Origin of the sequence: Providencia sp. wls1922 (assembly GCF_009706505.1) — a bacterium.
GTDB classification, from domain to species: Bacteria; Pseudomonadota; Gammaproteobacteria; order Enterobacterales; family Enterobacteriaceae; genus Providencia; species Providencia lanzhouensis.
This window is the reverse complement of sequence record NZ_WLUG01000108.1, coordinates 1-19,457: the sequence shown is the minus strand read 5'-3', so window position 1 is coordinate 19,457 and position 19,457 is coordinate 1. Positions and strand designations below refer to the sequence as shown.

Here is a 19,457-nt window from a genome sequence, read left to right as displayed (position 1 = left end):
CTGCTGCATAGTATAAAGCTTATACAGCACAATAGAAAACGTAATTTAATTGTTAATGATAAGGATATTATGTATGTATTCACCAAAATGGCACATCGGGATTGAGCTATCTCAGCACCACATTCAGTTAGTTGCTGCAAAAAAACATCGCAAACTCTGGTCGTTATGTGAATGTTGGCAACAAGCGCTACCTTTTGACAGCGCATCACATACCCTTGATGAACACCGCGTAATTTTACGCAATATTTTGCGACAATGGCGTCAGAAATTACCTAAAAACTGCTCTGTTTCTATCGCATTACCCTCACTAAGGTCTCTCCAAAAACAGGTCCCACTTCCCAACCAAATGAGCTTGCAGCAACCCGAGCTAAGCTGGTATTTACAAGCGCAAGTTGACCAACTTTTTCCCATGCAAGCCCAAGAGCTTGCTGTAGATTATCGGATCATTGGGCAACAAGTTTACTTCAATGCCGCACGCCAATCTGATATTACCTTCTGGCAAGATTTATTACTGGAGAGCGGCTATCACCTGCTGGCTGTAGATATTGCCCCCATCGCGCTGCGTTACCTTGCTCGGCATGCTCAGCTGCCTAACGAATGTTGGCTTGTTTACTATCGCCAAAACGAATGGTTTTGGTCAGGGCCTATCAGCCAACCTGCAAGTTATAGTCATATTCAAAACGATAATCCGACTCAAGATAATCAACCAGTGCACATTAACCAGATTCAATCCTTATTAACTGACGATCCTGAAGCCTTAAAATTACCGATTTACTACATTAGTGACCACGATATTCAAGGCATAGAGTATCGATGGGATTTACTGCAAGCTTTTCATCAATACCCCATCAAATTACCCCGTCAATTGGGGGACTTTGTGATTGCCGCGGGGCTGGCTCTGCGTCATGGGGATCTTTAATATGTATCAGGTTAACTTCCTACCTTGGCGAACCGATAAGCTCACTCGCCAGCGACGCTATTTTTTAATGGTGACGTGGGGCAGCTGTATTTCCGTCATCATTATCTTTGGTTATTTAATCAGTTTGCTTCTAGAGGATATATCGCAAGCCCACTTATACCTTGCTACTCAGCAGCAACATCAACAGCACATTGAACAACTAAAAACACAATTACAAGCGCAGCAACAACAGCTAGAAAAATTCACGTTTCAGCAAAATCAGCGTCAATCCTATGCGCAACATAACCATGCCTTACTCAACCTATTAAGGTCGCTATCCAATCTCACGCCACCTAAAAGCTGGCTATCCACCTTTCAGCTACGTGAAGGTCGTTTAGAAATCAAAGCGCTCAGTTATCGCTTTCAAGATCTGAATTTGCTGTTAACTCAATTTAGCCAAACACCTCAGGTCGATAACGTGCAACTGCGCACGTTACGGCGGGTTGCTACCGTTAATCAATTGTACCTAACAGCCGATTATCGAGGTGTCATTGATGAATAACCACTTTGCCGCTTTTTGGTACCGACCCCTTTGGCAGCAATATCTAACAATACCGTTGATTTTGGTGGTGAGCATTGCCGCTGGCTATACCTTCATTTGGCAAGACAAGCGAAATCAATGGGCAGATTTACAACAAAACAGCTCTGTCTTGCACCTACAAAACCAAGCCAGTAGTCAATTTTTCGCCCAAAATCCGACTCGCGTTTGGCTAGAACAGGAACTTGCTTCATTCCCTTCTAATGAGGAAATCACCTTAGATCCTCATTTCTTTATTCTTCACTTACAGCAGCTTATTGCGAATAACAATATTGTCTTAAATCAGCTTCAGCCATCGGATCCGTTGAATTCTCATTACCAACTTGAGATCCAAGGGAAATTTAAGGATCTCCTCGAATTTATGCAATCACTCACCCATACGCTCCCTCAGCAATATTGGCAATTTTCTGATGTCATTTTGACTACCAAAAACCAGCAACTGACCGCCAATTTATCGCTCTTATTTATCAAGGATGAACAACCTAATGAGTAAAACTAATTTTTTTGTCCCCTTATTAATGTTAATGCTATGCAGCTCCTTCTTCGTGTATGCCGAAACACCCCGAGACCCTTTTGAACCCATACTCCCAACAGAAGAAGATACTCAGCTCTTAGACACCATCGTTCCACCTAAAGTACCGGAGATAATTCTCACCGAAAAAATTTTGCCATTAGTCTCTATCGACGCTCAAGCTGTTCATCAACAGATCACGGAGCCTGACATGCGCCTACTATCCGATAAAGGCATAGCCCACTTTGATGCCACCACCAACAGTTTGATCATTACGGACACCAAAGAACGCTTGGCATTAATTGAAACATGGCTTGCCCAAAAAGATATTCCCCAGCAGCAAGTACAAATCACAGCCCACATCATCAGCAGTTCACGCACCGCTTTACAAGCGCTAGGTTTAGAGTGGGGAATGCTAGGTGAGTCAGCAACTGATGGGCACCATAGCCGCTATAACCGTTACAGCAGCCAATCAGGACAGATGGCATTAAATGTATTACGGCTCGGAGAAGGCCTACTTGAAATGAAGCTTAACGCCCTAGAAAAAGAAAATTTATTGTCAATTATTGCGAGCCCACGTTTGGTTGCATCCCATAAACAGCCCGCCAGCATCCAACAAGGCAGCGAAATTCCCTATGTCACCACCTCTGATAAAAAAAGCCACGTTCAGTTTAAAGATGCGGTATTAGGTATGGAAGTTACGCCAACCATTGCTCGGGATGACAGAGTCGAAATGGTATTAAAAATCAGCCATAACTCCCCAGATACCGCTCTCACCGTCAATCCAAACCAACATCTCGCCATCAATAAACAAGAAATTGCGACCTCAGTGACTATCAAAAATAATAACACCCTAATATTGGGCGGTATTTTTCAACAGAAGCAAGAAAAAACGGATTCAGGCATCCCATTTTTTTCACAAATCCCACTATTAGGAAGTTTATTTATCAATAAGACGCAACACGTTGATAAGCGTATTTTACTGGTATTTATTACACCAAAACTTATTAAGATTTAGCGTAAAAAATAACGCCTATACATTCAATTAGTTGAATGTTTAATTCCTCAAAGTACCGTGAAATTATTACTTTTTGTGCCATAAACATACCGGATAAATTTGACGCTGAGGTCGTTTTAGCATACAAGGTTATCCATTGAGTGTTCTAACTATCGGTAGATGAAAGAACAAACTATCAGCCGCTTATAAAATAGCTACAGAAATTTTGCTTTATAATTAACAGGTTCCATTCATTTAGTGGAATAAACAACCTGTTAATAAGCTCGCTAAACAGTGCATTATGTAATGTAGACGGCTCAAATATATAGAAACCCGCAACGAAGAATATGGCACTTTGTTTTCTAAGTGCCATATTTATATAGTTGCAATTCAGGTTGATGTATTGAGATAATTTTCTTATCTGATCTCACATCATCACTTATGAGGTTTCAGTTTAGGTCCCGCCGCTAATTTGATTGGCGGGGCGGGTGATCATTAACGAATAATCGTAGTAATACCAAAAAACATGGCAGAGAAACGCAATATCTTTCTGGTTGGACCAATGGGAGCCGGAAAAAGCACTATTGGTCGTCAGTTAGCTCAACAGCTTAATATGGAGTTCTTTGACTCCGATCACGAGATTGAAAAACGCACTGGCGCAGATGTAGGTTGGGTATTCGACCTAGAAGGTGAAGAAGGCTTTCGCGATCGCGAAGAGAAAGTCATCAATGAACTCACTGAAAAGCAAGGCATTGTCTTAGCGACAGGTGGTGGCTCTGTTAAATCCAAAGAGACGCGTAACCGCTTGTCCGCTCGTGGGGTTGTCGTGTATCTCGAAACCACCATTGAGAAGCAATTATCCCGCACACAACGCGATAAAAAACGTCCTCTTTTACAAGTGGATGAGCCCGCTCGCGAAGTTTTAGAAAAATTAGCCGATGAACGCAATCCTATGTATGAAGAGATAGCGGATATAACAATTCATACTGATGAGCAAAGCGCAAAAGTTGTTGCCAATCAAATCATTGAAATGTTAGAAAAAAACTAATTTTTATACATCAGAAGTCATGAATTCAAGGTAAAGCAAGATGGAAAAAGTCACTGTTACTCTGGATGAACGCAGTTATCCAATCAATATTGCACCTGGTTTGTACCAAGGCAAGGATGCATTTTGGCCACTAACTGCGGGTCAGCGAGCAATGATAGTGACTAACGAAACTCTCGCTCCACTTTACCTACATAAGATCCAAGCCGTTCTTGAAGCCTCAGGTGTCAAAGTCGATTCTATCGTCTTACCTGATGGCGAACAGTATAAATCTTTATTTATCATGAATGATGTTTTTACGGCATTACTCGAAAAGCACCATAACCGTGACACGACCCTCATCGCCCTTGGTGGGGGAGTAATCGGTGACTTAACTGGATTTGCAGCAGCTAGCTATCAACGTGGCGTACGCTTTATTCAGGTTCCAACTACATTACTCTCCCAAGTGGACTCTTCGGTTGGTGGAAAAACCGCCGTTAACCACCCATTGGGGAAAAATATGATTGGGGCATTTTATCAACCGGCCTCCGTCGTGATTGACCTCGATTGCTTAAAGACCTTACCTAAGCGCGAACTCTCTTCTGGTCTGGCTGAAGTCATTAAATACGGCATCATTCTTGATGGTGAATTTTTTAGCTGGTTGGAAAAAAATATCGATGCCTTAATGGCATTAGATAACCAAGCCATGGCGTACTGTATTCGCCGTTGTTGCGAGCTGAAAGCACAAGTGGTCGCCGCCGATGAAAAAGAAACCAGCGGGCTACGTGCACTATTAAATTTAGGGCATACCTTTGGTCATGCTATCGAAGCCGAAATGGGCTACGGTGTATGGCTCCATGGAGAAGCTGTTGCTACTGGTATGGTCATGGCTGCTAAAACCGCTGAGCTGATTGGCCAATTTACCCCAGAACAAACAGAACGCATCATCGCCCTTTTAAAACGCGCCGAGCTACCTGTTACTGGTCCTGCAAAAATGCAACCTGATGACTATTTACCTCACATGATGCGAGATAAAAAAGTCATGGGAGGCAAATTGCATCTTATCCTTCCAACCACTATCGGTAGTTCAGAAATGCGTTCCGATGTGGATGCCTCAACAGTAATTGCCGCTATTTCGGCTTGTATGCCATAAATTATTACTGAACTAAGTAAAAATCATTAATTGGCTCCTGAATATTTTCAGGGGTTTTAAAATGTTACTGGCAGATATCAACTAAAGCCGTTAAATTATACGCACGCCTAGCACCTATAACGAGTAACGAAGTAAGGTGGTCGCAATCTCATTGAAATTGGAATGAAATTGCTAAACAATCTATTCTTTAAAAGTGAGCAGAAGCAATTGCTTAGTCGTGAACAGGTCGTAATGATAAGAGACATTTCATCTCTACACAGGCGAACTAATTTCGGGAGAGGAAAATGGACGAATTTAAACCAGACAATCAGCCTCAAGTACAGAATGATTTAAGGCCTGATACATCAGATAGACCAACCGGACGTGCGCGTCCTGCTGCGGCAGCTAAGCCAAAAATTGCGTTATCACGTCAACACATCATGATCGGTGTCGGCGTTTTAGTGCTGCTTCTGCTGATCATTGCAATCAGTTCCGCATTAAAAGCACCAACAGAACATGAGAAATTACAAAATGATAGCGCTAATCAGCGTAATATCGATTTATCAGGTTCTTCATCACTGACCAACTCAGATACTCAATCCACAACGCAACCGCAAACAAGCCAAGCGCAAGAGTTAAATGGTCAGCAAATTAACCCAATGCCAACTCAAGCAGACACTCAGACTCAACAAAATGGTCTTGGTGAACGTATTGAAATTCCAGGTGATGTTGCCGACGCTCTCAACCAAGGTCAAAACCTGCCGTCTGAAAGCACCACGACGCCACCACAAAATGTGACACCGTTGACACCACCACAAGTCAAACCTGTGGAAAAACAGCCAACAGTTAAACCTGTCACCCCAGAAAAAACACAACCAAAAGCGACTAAGCCTGTTGAACAAAAACAACCTGCTCAGCCAAAAACAACTACTAAGCCAGCAACTAGCACAAACCAAAGTGGTAGTACCGTTGCAGCCCCCTCTGGAAGCTATACATTGCAATTAAGTAGCGCAAGTCGTTCAGATACACTGGAAGCTTTCGCAAAAGAGAATAAACTTGCTAACTATCAAGTGTATAAAACCATTCGTAATGGCCAAACTTGGTATGTATTGATCCACGGAAATTACAGCTCAGTGAGCGAAGCAAAAAATGCAATTGCAGCCTTACCTGCCGCAGTGCAAGCGAAAAAACCGTGGGTGCGTAATATGAAACAAGTTAAACAGGATCAAAAATAACAACGTTTTTCCCCGGGCGCATAATGTTGTCCTGAAAGAGCCGCCAAGTGGCGGCTCTTAAACGATTGTAATAATAAGACGGCATGAAAAAAAAACGCGCTTTTTTAAAATGGGCTGGGGGTAAATACCCGCTTGTGGACGAGATCAAAAAACATCTTCCACAAGGAGATTGCTTAATAGAACCTTTTGTTGGTGCAGGATCGGTATTTTTAAATACCAACTACGATTCGTACGTACTTGCAGATATTAACAGCGATCTTATCAACCTCTACAACACGGTTAAATATCGCTCTGATGCTTTTATCGAAGAAGCTCAGCAACTGTTCACACCTGAATTTAATACCTCTGAACAGTATTATTTAATGCGCCGAGCATTTAACCAATCAGATGACCCAGCTAAACGTAGCATTCTCTTTTTGTATCTTAACCGCCACTGTTATAACGGACTATGCCGCTATAATTTAAGTGGTGAATTCAATGTGCCTTTCGGGCGCTATAAAAAACCCTACTTTCCGAAAGACGAATTACTGTGGTTTGCTGAAAAAGCTCAGAAAGCGACCTTTGTGACGCAGTCTTACAGCAAAACATTACTCGATGCGCAGGATGGCTCAGTCATCTACTGCGATCCACCTTATGCACCGCTGTCTGATACCGCTAATTTTACGGCCTATCACACCAACGCCTTTAGTGCGCAAGAACAACAGAATCTGGCTTTTTTGGCACATAAGTTGTCATCTGAGCGCAAGATCCCAGTTCTTATCTCAAATCATGAGACCCCGGTGACTCGAGAGTGGTATTATCAAGCACAGTTACATATCGTAAAAGTGCGTCGCACCATTAGTAGAAATATTTTGAACCGTGCCAAAGTCAACGAGCTTTTGGCTTTATATGCGGGAGCGGGAGCATCTAAAAAATCATAGGTGCTGTCAGATAACGACGAATAATCGGAGACAATTATGAAAGATTTTCTCATTGCCCCATCTATTTTATCTGCTGACTTTGCACGTTTAGGCGAAGATACCGCCAAAGTTCTTGCTGCGGGCGCAGACATTGTCCATTTCGACGTGATGGACAACCACTATGTACCGAACCTCACGTTCGGTGCACCAATCTGTAAAGCCCTGCGCAATTACGGTATCACCGCCCCGATTGATGTTCACTTAATGGTTAAACCGGTCGATCGCATTATTCCAGATTTCGCTAAAGCGGGTGCGACTCACATCAGTTTCCACCCAGAAGCCAGCGAGCACATCGATAGAACCTTACAACTCATCAAAGAGAATGGTTGTACTGCGGGTCTGGTATTTAACCCAGCGACCCCACTTAGCTATCTCGATTATGTGATGGATAAAGTTGATATGATCCTACTGATGTCTGTTAACCCAGGATTCGGCGGTCAATCTTTTATCCCACAAACCCTGAACAAATTGCGCCAAGTTCGTAAATTGATTGACGAAAGTGGTTATGATATTCGCTTAGAAGTCGATGGTGGCGTGAAGGTCAATAACATTGCAGAAATTGCCGCAGCAGGTGCAGACACCTTCGTTGCTGGCTCCGCGATTTTTGATCAGCCAGATTACAAAAAAGTCATCGATGAAATGCGCCAAGAATTGAAAAAGGTATCTCAATGACATATGCGGTTTTAGAGAGTATTAAAGCGATTGCGTTTGATTTGGATGGAACCCTTGTTGACAGCGCCGGCGGTTTAGCCGACGCCATCGACAAGACCCTCGAAGAGCTTAACTTACCACCAGCAGGCAAAGAGCGTGTCTCCATCTGGGTAGGTAACGGCGCTGATATGCTCGTAGAGCGTGCGCTAGAATGGGCGGGAATGACTGTAACGCCAGAGCTGAAAAAGCAAGCTCGTATCCGCTTCGATGAACATTATGCGACGACCGTTAATACCGGTAGCCAGCTGTTCCCTGAGGTCAAAGAGACCCTTGAAACCATTGCGAAACACAACTTGCCTATGGCGATTGTAACCAACAAACCAACCCCATTTGTGGCGCCATTACTCGAAAAGCTGGGCATCGATAGCTACTTTTCATTAGTACTTGGTGGCGATGATGTGGTAAAAACCAAACCGCACCCAGCGCCACTCTATTTAACAATGGGTCAGTTCGGTTTACGCAAAGAAGAATTGCTTTTTGTCGGCGATTCCCGTAATGATATTATCGCAGCCCACAATGCAGGCTGCCCAAGTGTAGGGTTAACCTACGGCTACAACTATGGTGAATCAATCGCAATTACCGAGCCCGACTACGTGTTAAGCCACTTTTCTGAGCTACTCTCCGTTATTGATTTATCAAAATAAAATCCCCAATAATTCGAGTCACCAACGGCGTGGCTCGAAACTTAACAGGGTATAAAAATACTACAAGGACATACAAAGAAATGAGCACACCCACTGAGAAATCTAAACAAACCCAGAAACCTATTGTATTCAGCGGCGCACAGCCTTCCGGTGAATTAACCATCGGTAACTACATGGGTGCGTTACGTCAGTGGGTTAAAATGCAAGATGATTATGATTGCATCTACTGTATCGTTGACCAACACGCCATTACCGTTCGCCAAGACCCTGTTGAACTGCGTAAAAGAACCCTTGATACATTAGCGCTCTACTTAGCTTGCGGTATTGATCCTAAGAAAAGCACCATTTTTGTTCAGTCACATGTGCCACAACATGCACAACTGAGCTGGGCACTAAACTGCTACACCTATTTCGGTGAACTGAGCCGCATGACCCAGTTCAAAGACAAATCTGCTCGCCACTCAGAAAACATCAACGCCGGTCTGTTTGACTACCCAGTTCTGATGGCTGCCGATATTCTGGTTTACCAAACTAACCAAGTTCCTGTTGGAATTGACCAGAAACAGCACCTTGAACTGAGCCGTGATATTGCTCAGCGCTTCAATGCCATTTACGGAGATATTTTCACCGTACCTGAGCCATTTATCCCAACTGATGGCGGCGCTCGCGTGATGGCATTACAAGAGCCAACCAAGAAAATGTCTAAGTCTGATGACAACCGCAATAACGTGATTGCGCTGTTGGAAGATCCGAAATCCGTTGTGAAGAAAATCAAGCGTGCCATGACTGACTCTGAAGAGCCACCACGTATTTGCTACGATGTTGAAAACAAAGCGGGTGTTTCTAACCTGCTAGATATTCTTGCTGGCGTGACAGGCAAAAGCGTGAAAATGCTGGAAGCCGAGTTCGAAGGCCAAATGTACGGTCATCTGAAAGGTGCGGTCGCGGAAGCAGTTTCCGACATGCTGACTAACTTACAAGCTCGTTACCATGAGTTCCGCAATAATGAAGCGCTGCTGAACCAAATTATGGATGAAGGCGCGACCAAAGCAGCGGCTCGCGCTCAAGAAACCTTAGACAAGGTTTACGATGCAATCGGCTTTGTAAAACGCCCACAGCTTTAATCTTACATCGCTATTCAATAGCAAAAAGCCAATTAACTTTCTCACAGTTAATTGGCTTTTATTTTATCTGTAATCCACTTACTTCGCGGTATATAACTTACCGTCTTTAATCAGACCCTGCTTTAATAGCTCGCCATCCTGTCCGCGCTCTTCAAGAACACCTTCCGCAACCCCATTAACAAAACTCGTTTTAAGATGCAGATTATTCTTTGGCGTGTCGTAATAGGATTTATAATCGCCGTTGAGTCGGTCATTGCTATATCCCATCTCGGTATCTAAATTTCCATTAGGATGGTAAGACTTAATGACACCATCCACTTTGCAATTTTTTATAGGAATAAACATTTTTGGCTGACCATTTTTATAATAAACCGTAATGCTTTTATCTAAGCAGTTGTTTTTCACCCACGATTTAAACTGAATGGCACCATTTCCATAACGTTCAATATAGTCCCCGTCCGGCGCCCCTTCAGGAATATCCAGCTCTGGCATTCTCAAGCTTTCTAGCTCTTTAAACTCTTCTAACTGTATACCATTGTTGTCATACTGAGGCGCTGGCTGAGAAAGGCAGCCAGACAACATGAAGGCAACAGAAAATGCCATGGCGATATTAGTTGTTTTCATAACAATCCTTTTATCGGAATCACAGGTTTACTCGGAGACATCATACCTATTTAGTATTCTTGATCGTTCATGTTTAAGATGAATAAATGAAGAGGAACGCTCCGATTTTTGCTAACCCGAAGCATACTAGAAACCGACATTTAACTCACTCATCCATGACTACATTGTTCTATTTATAGAACAATCAAACCTATTTTTGCCTCTACTCACCCTGCTTTGGCTCTTCTATTATTGGTTCATCGAAATGATTAGTTCATAACACTGATCAGTTTATAAAACCAGTTTGGAGTCTCACCATGAAAAAGATTATTGGTATTTATCAATCCCCACGTAGCCACTGGGTTGGTGATGGTTTCCCTGTTCGCTCCATGTTTAGTTATAGCAACCACGGGAAATACCTGAACCCATTCTTACTGTTGGACAGAGCGGGTCCGCACCCATTCCCAGCATCTGAAGGGGATAATCGTGGTGTTGGCGAGCATCCACATAAAGGCTTTGAAACCGTTACCATCGTGTATGACGGCGAAGTGGCTCACCACGACTCTACGGGAGAAGGTGGGGTTATCGGACCGGGTGATGTGCAGTGGATGACAGCGGCATCAGGAATACTTCATCAAGAATATCAGTCTGATAACTTTATGAAAAATGGCGGTACTTTGGATATGGTGCAGTTGTGGGTCAACTTACCCGCTAAAGATAAGCTGGCTGCACCGGGTTACCAATTGCTGACTCGCGATGCTATCCCGACCATTAACTTACCGAATGAGGCGGGCACATTACGGGTCATTGCAGGCGACTATCTAGGCAACACAGGCGCCGCACGCACATTTACCGCCCTTGATGTCTGGGATCTGCGTCTGAATAAAGGGAAAGTCGTGGGATTGCCAACCAAAACTGGTCGCAATGTTGGATTGGTGATGTTGAAAGGCAGCCTATTTGTGGATGGTCATACTGCATTGAATGAAGGTGAGTTGATGATCCTCGATGCTACTGATAGCAATGTGCTGTTAGAAGCCACCACCGATGAGGCTTTAGTGCTGCTGCTTAGCGGTGATCCTATTGATGAGCCAGTGGTGGGATATGGCCCATTTGTGATGAATACGAGCCAGGAAATCAACGAAGCTGTGAATGATTTTAATAGCGGTAAATTTGGTCGGATCCCGAATGCCAGATAACCATAAAGTCCTCTGAATTTTTTCAGGGGACTTTATTTTTTCCCAGCCGCCATATTCTCAGCCAAATAAGTTAGAAATAACTGAACTGCGGGTAACAACCCTTTACGGGAAGGGTACACAGCATGAATGATATCTTCTGGAAATTGCCAATCTGGCAACACTTCCACCAATTCACCACTTTTTAACTCATTTTCAACCACACCTCGTGGTATACGGGCGATCCCCAGCCCTCTTACCGCAGCACGGTATAACGTTAAAATATCGGTGGTGGCTAGCTTGGGAGTGACATGCACAGTTACACTCAGCTCATCACTGTTTTTTAAAGATAGAGTGTAACGCTGTGAATGCTCCGTATTGGCAAGAACTGGGTAATCCACCAGCTGTTCAGGGGTTGATGGTTCCCCTTTTTCACGGAATACGCTTGGATTTGCAACTAATATCCGCCGAGAATACCCCAACACTTTCATCATCATTCCAGAATCATCCAGGGGTAATGAACGTACGCGTAATGCCAAATCCAACCCTTCACTGATCACATCGACGGGGCGGTTAACTGCCAGAATTTGCACATCGATATCAGGGTATTTTTCCATAAAATCAATCAGTAAATCCTGCAAATAGACTTGTAATAAAGTAACGGGGCAAGAGAGCTTAATAGTACCTTTGGGATGTGTTTGTACTGAGCAAATCAGTTCATGGGCGATATCCGCTTCTTCCACGACATTCTTACATTGCTGATAAAAAACTTGCCCAATATCAGTGACATGAAATTGCCGTGTTGATCGATAAATCAGTGAGACATTTAGTTTTTGCTCTAAGTCGGCAATACGACGACTGAGTTTTGATTTTGGGATCCCAAGCGCCGCACCTGCTTGAGAAAAACCACCATGTTCAACGACTTTAACGAAATAATAGAGATCATTTAAATCGTACTGCATGCTGTTTTCCTCAATCCTAATGACAGTGATAAACCATCAGCCGCGTCGACCAAATAAACGGTGGCTAAACTCTTCAATTTTATGATGCTCTAACCGATTTTGCATCGTCAGGCTCCAACTCGCCGATAGCCCCGCCGCAGACAATAATCGACGATACAACTCTTCATCATACGGCGCATGGAAAGCTATCATAATCGCTTCTTGCATAGAGATATCACTATTACGGCTCAAGAGTTTAAGTGGGGTATCCATACCGACACTACCGCCTTTAATGACTCGATATAACCAACCACAGCGACCTTCGTCCTGCATGACTTGAGCAAAATTTTCCACTCCCGTTAACCCATTGAGTTTATAACAAGGGGAACGCGGTTGAGTGACTTGAATACGTGCGTCACCCCAAGCATAAATATCACCGATAAAAACGTTTTCTTCGGTCATTCCTTGAGTTGACAGGTTTTCACCAAAAGCGGAAGGAAGGAATAAATCCTCTAATTGCGGGTATCGTTGTCGCCAAAATTCATAATGTTCTTGCGGGTAATGACATAACGCTCTATCAGGCCCACCGTGAAAACGCGTTTCTGCTTGTTCATCCCCTTCAATGCCTAAGCTGTTTAAAGTTAATACCCCATCCACTGCTCGCTTATGAATAGCGCTAACTCCACAATGGGTAGTGCTTTGAATGGTACCAATAAAAACTTGAGGATGTATTTTCACCGTTTTGCTCCCGATAACCCAGCCAGAAAGAGTTTTCATCATAAAGAATGACCATAGAGATAACAACGTTATACCGACGGTAAAAACAAAAAACGCGACTCCTAAGAACCGCGCTTATTAAAAAAATCAGTTAGCAAAAAAATTACTTAGTTTTTTCTGCGAAGCGTTTTGCTGCTTCATCCCAGTTCACAACTGACCAGAAAGCTTTGATGTAGTCAGGGCGACGGTTTTGATATTTCAGGTAGTAAGCGTGCTCCCAAACATCTAAACCAAGGATTGGGTAACCTGAAGCGCCGGAAATTGCTTCACCCATTAATGGGCTGTCTTGGTTTGCAGTAGAAACCACAGCCAGTTTGCCATCGGCTTTTAATACCAGCCACGCCCAACCAGAACCAAAACGGGAAGCTGCGGCTTTTTCGAACAGATCTTTAAAGGCATCAACGCTACCAAAGTCACGCTCAATAGCGGCTTTCAGTTCGCCTTGCAGGTCAGTACCTAATTTTAACCCTTTCCAGAACAGGCTATGGTTTGAGTGGCCGCCCGCGTTATTACGTACAAAAGTACGTTGATCTGCGGGGATTTGGTCTAATTTTTGGATTAACACATCAATATCCAAACCCGCCAATTCAGGCAGTTTTTCTAAGGCGGTATTGGTGTTATTCACGTAAGTTTGGTGGTGCTTGGTGTGATGGATTTCCATGGTTTGTTTATCAAAATGAGGTTCCAGCGCATCGTAAGCATAAGGTAAAGCAGGTAATGTATAACTCATATTGTTTGTCTCCAGTGACTTATCTTTCTACCTCACAGACTGAATTAGGATTTCAGTAACTGCGTGTTTTTAACCACGCACCCATTATAGTTATTTTAGTGTTAATGAAAATCATTATCATATCCATGTGAATTCTGTGGATTTTTCCAACAACTATCATCAATAGATTATTCAGTAACTAATACCACTATAATTCGCCTTTGTTTTTCTTTAATTCTAATGTTAGTTATATTTTTGAATTTTTATTTCAATCATGGATTTAGCATCAAATGATCATACTGCAAATCCCATTACTATTAATACGTGATCTTCCGCTCAAAAGAAAAACAAAGTAACCATCCATACTTCAGTTAACTGTTTTTTGACATACTATTAACATCTGCAAGGAGATAATAATATGACACAAATAACTAAACATCCCGTTCCTGCTAATATTGCTAAAAATGCCCTGATAAACGAACAACAGTATAACGATGAGTACCAACGCTCGATTCAAGACCCCGAAGGATTTTGGGGCGAAAAAGGGAAAATCGTTGATTGGATTAAACCTTACACTCGCGTTAAGAACACCTCATTCGACCCAGGGCATGTCAATATCCGCTGGTTCGAAGATGGCACCTTAAACCTGAGCGCTAACTGTTTAGACCGTCACCTAGCCACTCGTGGCGACCAAACCGCTATCATCTGGGAAGGTGATGACCCTAACCAATCAAAAAATATCACTTACCGTGAGCTGCACCATGATGTGTGCCAGTTCGCAAACGTTCTTAAGAAGCAAGGCATCCGCAAAGGGGATGTCGTCGCTATCTATATGCCAATGGTGGTTGAAGCCGCTGTCGCGATGCTGGCATGTGCGCGTATCGGTGCTATCCATACCGTCATCTTTGCGGGATTCTCCCCTGAGGCAGTCTCTGGGCGCGTTATTGACTGTAAAGCTAAGCTTATCATCACCTCTGATGAAGGCTTGCGTGCAGGTCGCGCTATTCCACTGAAAAAGAACGTGGACGATGCACTGCAAAACCCACAAGTCACTACCGTCGCGAATGTGATTGTTTACCGCCGTACAGGTAATGCACCAAGCTGGGTTGAAGGCCGTGACCTTTGGTGGCACGACGTTATCCAAGGCGTAAGCGCAGATTGCCCACCGGAAGAAATTAATGCAGAAGATCCGCTGTTTATTCTCTACACTTCCGGCTCCACAGGTAAACCTAAAGGGGTTCTCCACACCACGGGCGGTTATCTGGTTTATGCAACGCTGACATTCAAATACACCTTTGATTATCATGAAAATGAAGTCTACTGGTGTACGGCGGATGTGGGCTGGGTAACGGGTCATAGCTATCTGCTTTATGGACCGTTATCTAATGGTGCAAAAACCTTAATGTTCGAAGGTGTGCCAAATTATCCAGCGGTTAACCGCATGGCTCAAGTCGTTGATAAGCACCAAGTCAATATCCTATATACCGCACCAACTGCTATTCGTGCACTGATGGCGGAAGGTGATAAAGCGATTGAAGGTACCCAGCGCGATTCTCTACGTATTTTGGGATCGGTCGGTGAGCCAATCAACCCAGAAGCGTGGGAATGGTTCTACAAGAAAATGGGGAACAGCCGCTGCCCAGTGGTTGATACATGGTGGCAAACGGAAACCGGTGGTTTCATGATCACACCACTGCCGGGTGCAACGATGTTAAAACCAGGTTCAGCAACACTGCCATTCTTTGGCGTTCGCCCTGCATTGGTTGATAACCTTGGTGAGCCGCTCGATGGCTCAACGGAAGGTAACTTAGTCATTGTGGATTCTTGGCCGGGTCAAGCTCGTACCCTGTTTGGAGACCATGAACGTTTCGAACAAACCTATTTCTCCACCTTTAAAGGAATGTACTTTAGTGGTGATGGTGCGCGTCGTGATGAAGATGGCTATTACTGGATCACAGGTCGTGTTGATGACGTCCTGAATATTTCAGGTCACCGTTTAGGGACAGCAGAAATTGAATCTGCCCTCGTTTCACATCCGAAGGTTGCTGAAGCTGCTGTCGTGGGTATTCCTCATAGCATCAAAGGGCAGGCAATCTATGCCTATGTCACGTTGATTTCTGGCGAGGAACCATCCCCAGAGTTGTACACTGAAGTGCGTAATTGGGTTCGTAAAGAAATTGGTCCAATTGCCACGCCAGACGTTTTGCATTGGACAGATTCTTTACCGAAAACGCGTTCCGGTAAGATTATGCGCCGTATCCTACGAAAAATTGCATCAGGTGATACCAGTAATTTTGGAGATACTTCCACACTGGCAGATCCAGGTGTTGTCGAAAAACTGCTCGAAGAAAAACAGTCAATGAGTATCTCGTAGCTATATAAATAGTTGTGTAGATAGCTCATGGCACTACAGGTCGCCTTCGGGCGACCTAAAATCAATACTCAGCATCACTCAATCAGCAGAAAATAGAGTCTGACCGAATACCCAGTTAATTCCTTGGGTAGCCATGTGTCGCCCTAAAATCCGCCTTTGAGCTATCAGAGTATGCCAATAATACAATAACAGAGGAGAACTCTGATGAATGCTACTGCTTACGAAAAGGTCGAGGCGAACCCTCTCTTTCAAGAATTAGTGAGAAAACGTAGTCGCTTTTCATGGTTGTTATCTGCAATAACGTTAGTTCTGTATGTTGGTTTTATCTTTCTTATCGCGTTTGATCCAAGCTGGCTAGGAACCCCAATAACTGAAGGTTCCTATATCACCCGCGGTATTCCTGTAGGCGTTGGGCTGATTGTGATCTCGTTTATCTTAACGGGTTTATATGTCATCCGTGCTAACAGTGAATTTGACCGCTTAACCGCCGAAATCTTAAAAGAGGTAGAAAAATGAAAGTCTTGCTCTCACTTATTCTGTTTTTTACCTCGTCAATGGCGTTCGCTGATGCCCTGACAGGCGATGTTGAGCGTCAACCTGTCAATATTCAAGCCATTGTGATGTTCTTGCTGTTTGTGGGTTTTACGCTTTATATCACTTACTGGGCTTCAAAAAGAACTCGCTCTCGCTCTGATTACTATACTGCCGGCGGAAAAATTACGGGTTTCCAAAATGGAATGGCAATTGCGGGTGACTTTATGTCCGCAGCTTCATTCTTAGGGATCTCGGCTCTAGTTTATACTTCGGGATACGATGGGCTTATCTATTCCATCGGCTTCTTAATTGGCTGGCCAATTATTCTGTTCTTAATTGCCGAGCGCTTACGAAATTTAGGTCGCTATACTTTCGCGGATGTCGCGTCATATCGATTACAACAAAGACCTATCCGCATTCTGTCTGCAATGGGCTCCTTAGTGGTTGTGGCACTGTACCTAATCGCTCAGATGGTTGGGGCAGGAAAGCTGATAGAGCTGTTATTTGGGCTTAACTATCATATTGCTGTCGTGATTGTTGGGATATTGATGGTGCTATATGTCCTATTCGGTGGGATGCTCGCAACCACATGGGTACAGATCATCAAAGCCATTTTGTTACTCGCAGGCGCAACCTTTATGGCTGTTATGGTCATGAAACATGTCGGCTTCAACTTCAATACGTTATTTAAAGAAGCCGTTGAAGTACATAAAAATGGTATCGCCATTATGAGCCCCGGAGGACTGGTTTCCGACCCAATATCCGCCTTGTCTCTTGGATTGGCCTTGATGTTTGGTACAGCAGGTTTACCTCACATCATTATGCGCTTCTTCACCGTTAGCGATGCAAAAGAAGCCCGTAAGAGCGTGTTCTACGCGACTGGATTTATCGGTTACTTCTACATTCTGACATTTATCATCGGTTTTGGAGCTATAGTTCTGGTTAGCTCAAACCCTGACTTTAAAGATGCAGCTGGCGCCTTAATCGGTGGTACCAACATGGCAGCGGTACACCTCGCCGATGCTGTAGGTGGAAACTTCTTCCTTGGGTTTATCTCTGCGGTTGCTTTCGCCACCATTCTCGCGGTTGTTGCTGGTTTAACGTTGGCGGGTGCGTCTGCGGTTTCCCACGACCTGTATGCGATGGCGATTAAAAATGGTAAAGCCGATGAACGCGATGAATTGCGCGTATCAAAAATTACCGTGGTGATCCTTGGCTTCGTAGCAATTGGTTTAGGAATTTTGTTCGAGAAACAAAATATCGCCTTCATGGTGGGCTTAGCCTTCTCTATTGCGGCAAGCTGTAACTTCCCAATCATCCTACTATCAATGTATTGGAGCAAGTTAACCACGCGAGGTGCTCTTGCGGGTGGTTGGTTAGGCCTGATTACAGCGGTTGTTCTGATGATTTTAGGCCCAACAATCTGGGTGACTATTCTGCATCATGAAAAACCGATTTACCCTTATGAATACCCAGCATTCTTCTCCTTGATTGTCGCGTTTACGGCATCTTGGCTATTCTCAGTCACCGATAATTCAGAGAGAGGTAAAATGGAAAGAGCCCGCTTTAAAGAGCAGTTTGTACGCTCACAAATTGGCTTAGGTATTGAGCAAGGCAAATCTCACTAAATTCATCGATAGAAACAAAAAAGCGACTCAAATGAGTCGCTTTTTTTAATGCTTAGGCTTAATTGGCGTAAGCGCGTTTTTCTATTGCTAACCAATCTTCTACTAAAGCATAAAAGCCTTGAGGGTTACTTTGCTTTTCAACGAGTAACTTTTGATACTCCGCTTTATCTTTAGGTGTATAACGCGAAAGCAATTGCTCCAACATAGGGCGTTTATCGACAAACTTAGCCCCTATTCTAAAGCTTTTATATAAACCAGCGGCAATTCCAATACTAAGAACAACCACTGAAACAATTGCCATAGCATTGTTCTCTAACCCAAGGTGATTTTTCACCATCACGAGTAAAGAGAAGGGTATAAAAAACATAACTAACAGTGAAAGGATAATGGCGCCATCTTGCCCATTGTTAAATTCATTCTCTTGCTGTTTATTCACAGAAATAATCTGCTCAAAAATCTGGCTATTGCTGCTTTTCATTTTATTCATATAACCCACCTATTTGATGAATGCTCATCTTCTTTCCGCTAAATTTAACAATTCAACATCTTAATTGATTAAAAATAACCATTTTTAATAGTATATGAATAATGGAATTAAACATCAATTTAACAATACTTACCTATTATATTTTACATTAGAGTAATTGAGGGGGAATTCTGTGTAAAAAATAGAGAAAGAATAATGTGTTAGATGCTTAAATGATAATCAATTAATTTCGATGAGCGATTATTAATTTTAATCAATTGTGAAAATAATGGTTTTTATAACAGAGTTTTTATAACTAGGGTCACAATAAGCCAATGTATTACCAATTATTCATTTCCCCCAAACGCAAAAAAGCCACCCATTGGGTGGCTTCTCGGCTAATTTAATGTCTGGCAGTTC

20 protein-coding genes are annotated in these 19,457 nt (G+C 43.3%); 15 read left to right on the top strand and 5 right to left on the bottom strand.

From position 1 onward, the window contains the following. The first annotated feature begins 73 nt into the window (after positions 1-73). The 11 genes from pilM (at position 74) to trpS (ending at position 9,833) form a co-directional block, all read left to right on the top strand. The gene (gene pilM, locus GKR71_RS15285) at positions 74-919 is read left to right on the top strand and encodes a pilus assembly protein PilM (RefSeq protein WP_154610018.1); all 846 of its coding nucleotides are present in this window, start codon (positions 74-76) and stop codon (positions 917-919) included. A gap of 1 nt (position 920) precedes the next feature. Next, positions 921-1,460, top strand: coding sequence for a PilN domain-containing protein (locus tag GKR71_RS15280; protein WP_080675619.1), 540 nt, complete (start codon positions 921-923; stop codon positions 1,458-1,460). Beyond that, the gene (locus tag GKR71_RS15275) at positions 1,453-1,989 is read left to right on the top strand and encodes a hypothetical protein (RefSeq protein ID WP_036950105.1); all 537 of its coding nucleotides are present in this window, start codon (positions 1,453-1,455) and stop codon (positions 1,987-1,989) included. The genes GKR71_RS15280 and GKR71_RS15275 overlap by 8 nt, the downstream gene beginning before the upstream one ends. Next, positions 1,982-3,025, top strand: a complete 1,044-nt coding sequence (locus GKR71_RS15270) for a transporter (protein ID WP_154634520.1) — start codon at positions 1,982-1,984, stop codon at positions 3,023-3,025. The genes GKR71_RS15275 and GKR71_RS15270 overlap by 8 nt, the downstream gene beginning before the upstream one ends. A 505-nt stretch (positions 3,026-3,530) precedes the next feature. Then, positions 3,531-4,052: a shikimate kinase AroK gene (aroK, locus tag GKR71_RS15265; protein ID WP_036950109.1), complete on the top strand. Its 522-nt coding sequence runs from the start codon at positions 3,531-3,533 to the stop codon at positions 4,050-4,052. Positions 4,053-4,092: 40 nt separating this feature from the next. Continuing rightward, a complete protein-coding gene (gene aroB / locus GKR71_RS15260) occupies positions 4,093-5,181 on the top strand; it encodes a 3-dehydroquinate synthase (protein WP_036950111.1) in 1,089 nt (362 codons plus the stop codon). 284 nt (positions 5,182-5,465) lie between these two features. Next, positions 5,466-6,395: an SPOR domain-containing protein gene (locus GKR71_RS15255; RefSeq protein ID WP_154610020.1), complete on the top strand. Its 930-nt coding sequence runs from the start codon at positions 5,466-5,468 to the stop codon at positions 6,393-6,395. An 83-nt stretch (positions 6,396-6,478) separates the two neighbouring features. Continuing rightward, on the top strand, positions 6,479-7,315 hold the full coding sequence (dam, locus tag GKR71_RS15250) for an adenine-specific DNA-methyltransferase (protein ID WP_108479678.1): 837 nt from the start codon (positions 6,479-6,481) through the stop codon (positions 7,313-7,315). Positions 7,316-7,351: 36 nt separating this feature from the next. Continuing rightward, positions 7,352-8,026, top strand: coding sequence for a ribulose-phosphate 3-epimerase (gene rpe, locus GKR71_RS15245; RefSeq protein WP_108479679.1), 675 nt, complete (start codon positions 7,352-7,354; stop codon positions 8,024-8,026). Continuing rightward, the gene (locus GKR71_RS15240) at positions 8,023-8,709 is read left to right on the top strand and encodes a phosphoglycolate phosphatase (protein WP_036950119.1); all 687 of its coding nucleotides are present in this window, start codon (positions 8,023-8,025) and stop codon (positions 8,707-8,709) included. Before rpe ends, GKR71_RS15240 begins: the two co-directional genes overlap by 4 nt. Positions 8,710-8,789: 80 nt before the next feature. Beyond that, positions 8,790-9,833 carry a tryptophan--tRNA ligase gene (gene trpS, locus GKR71_RS15235; protein ID WP_154610021.1) on the top strand — a complete coding sequence of 348 codons (1,044 nt, stop codon included), beginning with the start codon at positions 8,790-8,792 and terminating at the stop codon, positions 9,831-9,833. A 78-nt stretch (positions 9,834-9,911) separates the two neighbouring features. Here the strand turns inward: trpS and GKR71_RS15230 are convergent, their stop codons facing one another. Further along, positions 9,912-10,457 (bottom strand): toxin-antitoxin system YwqK family antitoxin, encoded by a 546-nt coding sequence (locus GKR71_RS15230; RefSeq protein ID WP_036950123.1) that lies wholly within the window; start codon positions 10,455-10,457, stop codon positions 9,912-9,914. Positions 10,458-10,753: 296 nt separating this feature from the next. On the opposite strand from GKR71_RS15230, the gene GKR71_RS15225 reads away from it, so the two are divergent. After that, on the top strand, positions 10,754-11,632 hold the full coding sequence (locus GKR71_RS15225; RefSeq protein ID WP_036950125.1) for a pirin family protein: 879 nt from the start codon (positions 10,754-10,756) through the stop codon (positions 11,630-11,632). 32 nt (positions 11,633-11,664) lie between these two features. On the opposite strand, the gene GKR71_RS15220 is transcribed toward GKR71_RS15225, so the two are convergent. From GKR71_RS15220 to sodA, 3 genes are all read right to left on the bottom strand, one after another. Then, the gene (locus tag GKR71_RS15220) at positions 11,665-12,570 is read right to left on the bottom strand and encodes a LysR substrate-binding domain-containing protein (protein ID WP_036950127.1); all 906 of its coding nucleotides are present in this window, start codon (positions 12,568-12,570) and stop codon (positions 11,665-11,667) included. A gap of 36 nt (positions 12,571-12,606) precedes the next feature. Next, on the bottom strand, positions 12,607-13,287 hold the full coding sequence (yiiM, locus tag GKR71_RS15215; RefSeq protein WP_230085103.1) for a 6-hydroxyaminopurine reductase: 681 nt from the start codon (positions 13,285-13,287) through the stop codon (positions 12,607-12,609). A 142-nt stretch (positions 13,288-13,429) separates the two neighbouring features. Further along, positions 13,430-14,056, bottom strand: a complete 627-nt coding sequence (sodA, locus tag GKR71_RS15210) for a superoxide dismutase [Mn] (protein WP_036950130.1) — start codon at positions 14,054-14,056, stop codon at positions 13,430-13,432. A 397-nt stretch (positions 14,057-14,453) separates the two neighbouring features. Between sodA and acs the strand changes: the two genes are divergently transcribed. The 3 genes from acs to actP all read left to right on the top strand — a co-directional run bounded on the left by acs (position 14,454) and on the right by actP (position 18,571). Further along, positions 14,454-16,409: an acetate--CoA ligase gene (gene acs, locus GKR71_RS15205; RefSeq protein ID WP_036950132.1), complete on the top strand. Its 1,956-nt coding sequence runs from the start codon at positions 14,454-14,456 to the stop codon at positions 16,407-16,409. A 204-nt stretch (positions 16,410-16,613) separates the two neighbouring features. Beyond that, positions 16,614-16,925 (top strand): DUF485 domain-containing protein, encoded by a 312-nt coding sequence (locus GKR71_RS15200; RefSeq protein ID WP_006663518.1) that lies wholly within the window; start codon positions 16,614-16,616, stop codon positions 16,923-16,925. Continuing rightward, positions 16,922-18,571, top strand: a complete 1,650-nt coding sequence (gene actP, locus GKR71_RS15195) for a cation/acetate symporter ActP (protein ID WP_036950135.1) — start codon at positions 16,922-16,924, stop codon at positions 18,569-18,571. The genes GKR71_RS15200 and actP overlap by 4 nt, the downstream gene beginning before the upstream one ends. A 58-nt stretch (positions 18,572-18,629) precedes the next feature. On the opposite strand, the gene GKR71_RS15190 is transcribed toward actP, so the two are convergent. Beyond that, complete coding sequence (locus tag GKR71_RS15190) at positions 18,630-19,058, bottom strand: hypothetical protein (protein ID WP_036950136.1); 429 nt, start codon at positions 19,056-19,058, stop codon at positions 18,630-18,632. Positions 19,059-19,457 lie beyond the last annotated feature (399 nt).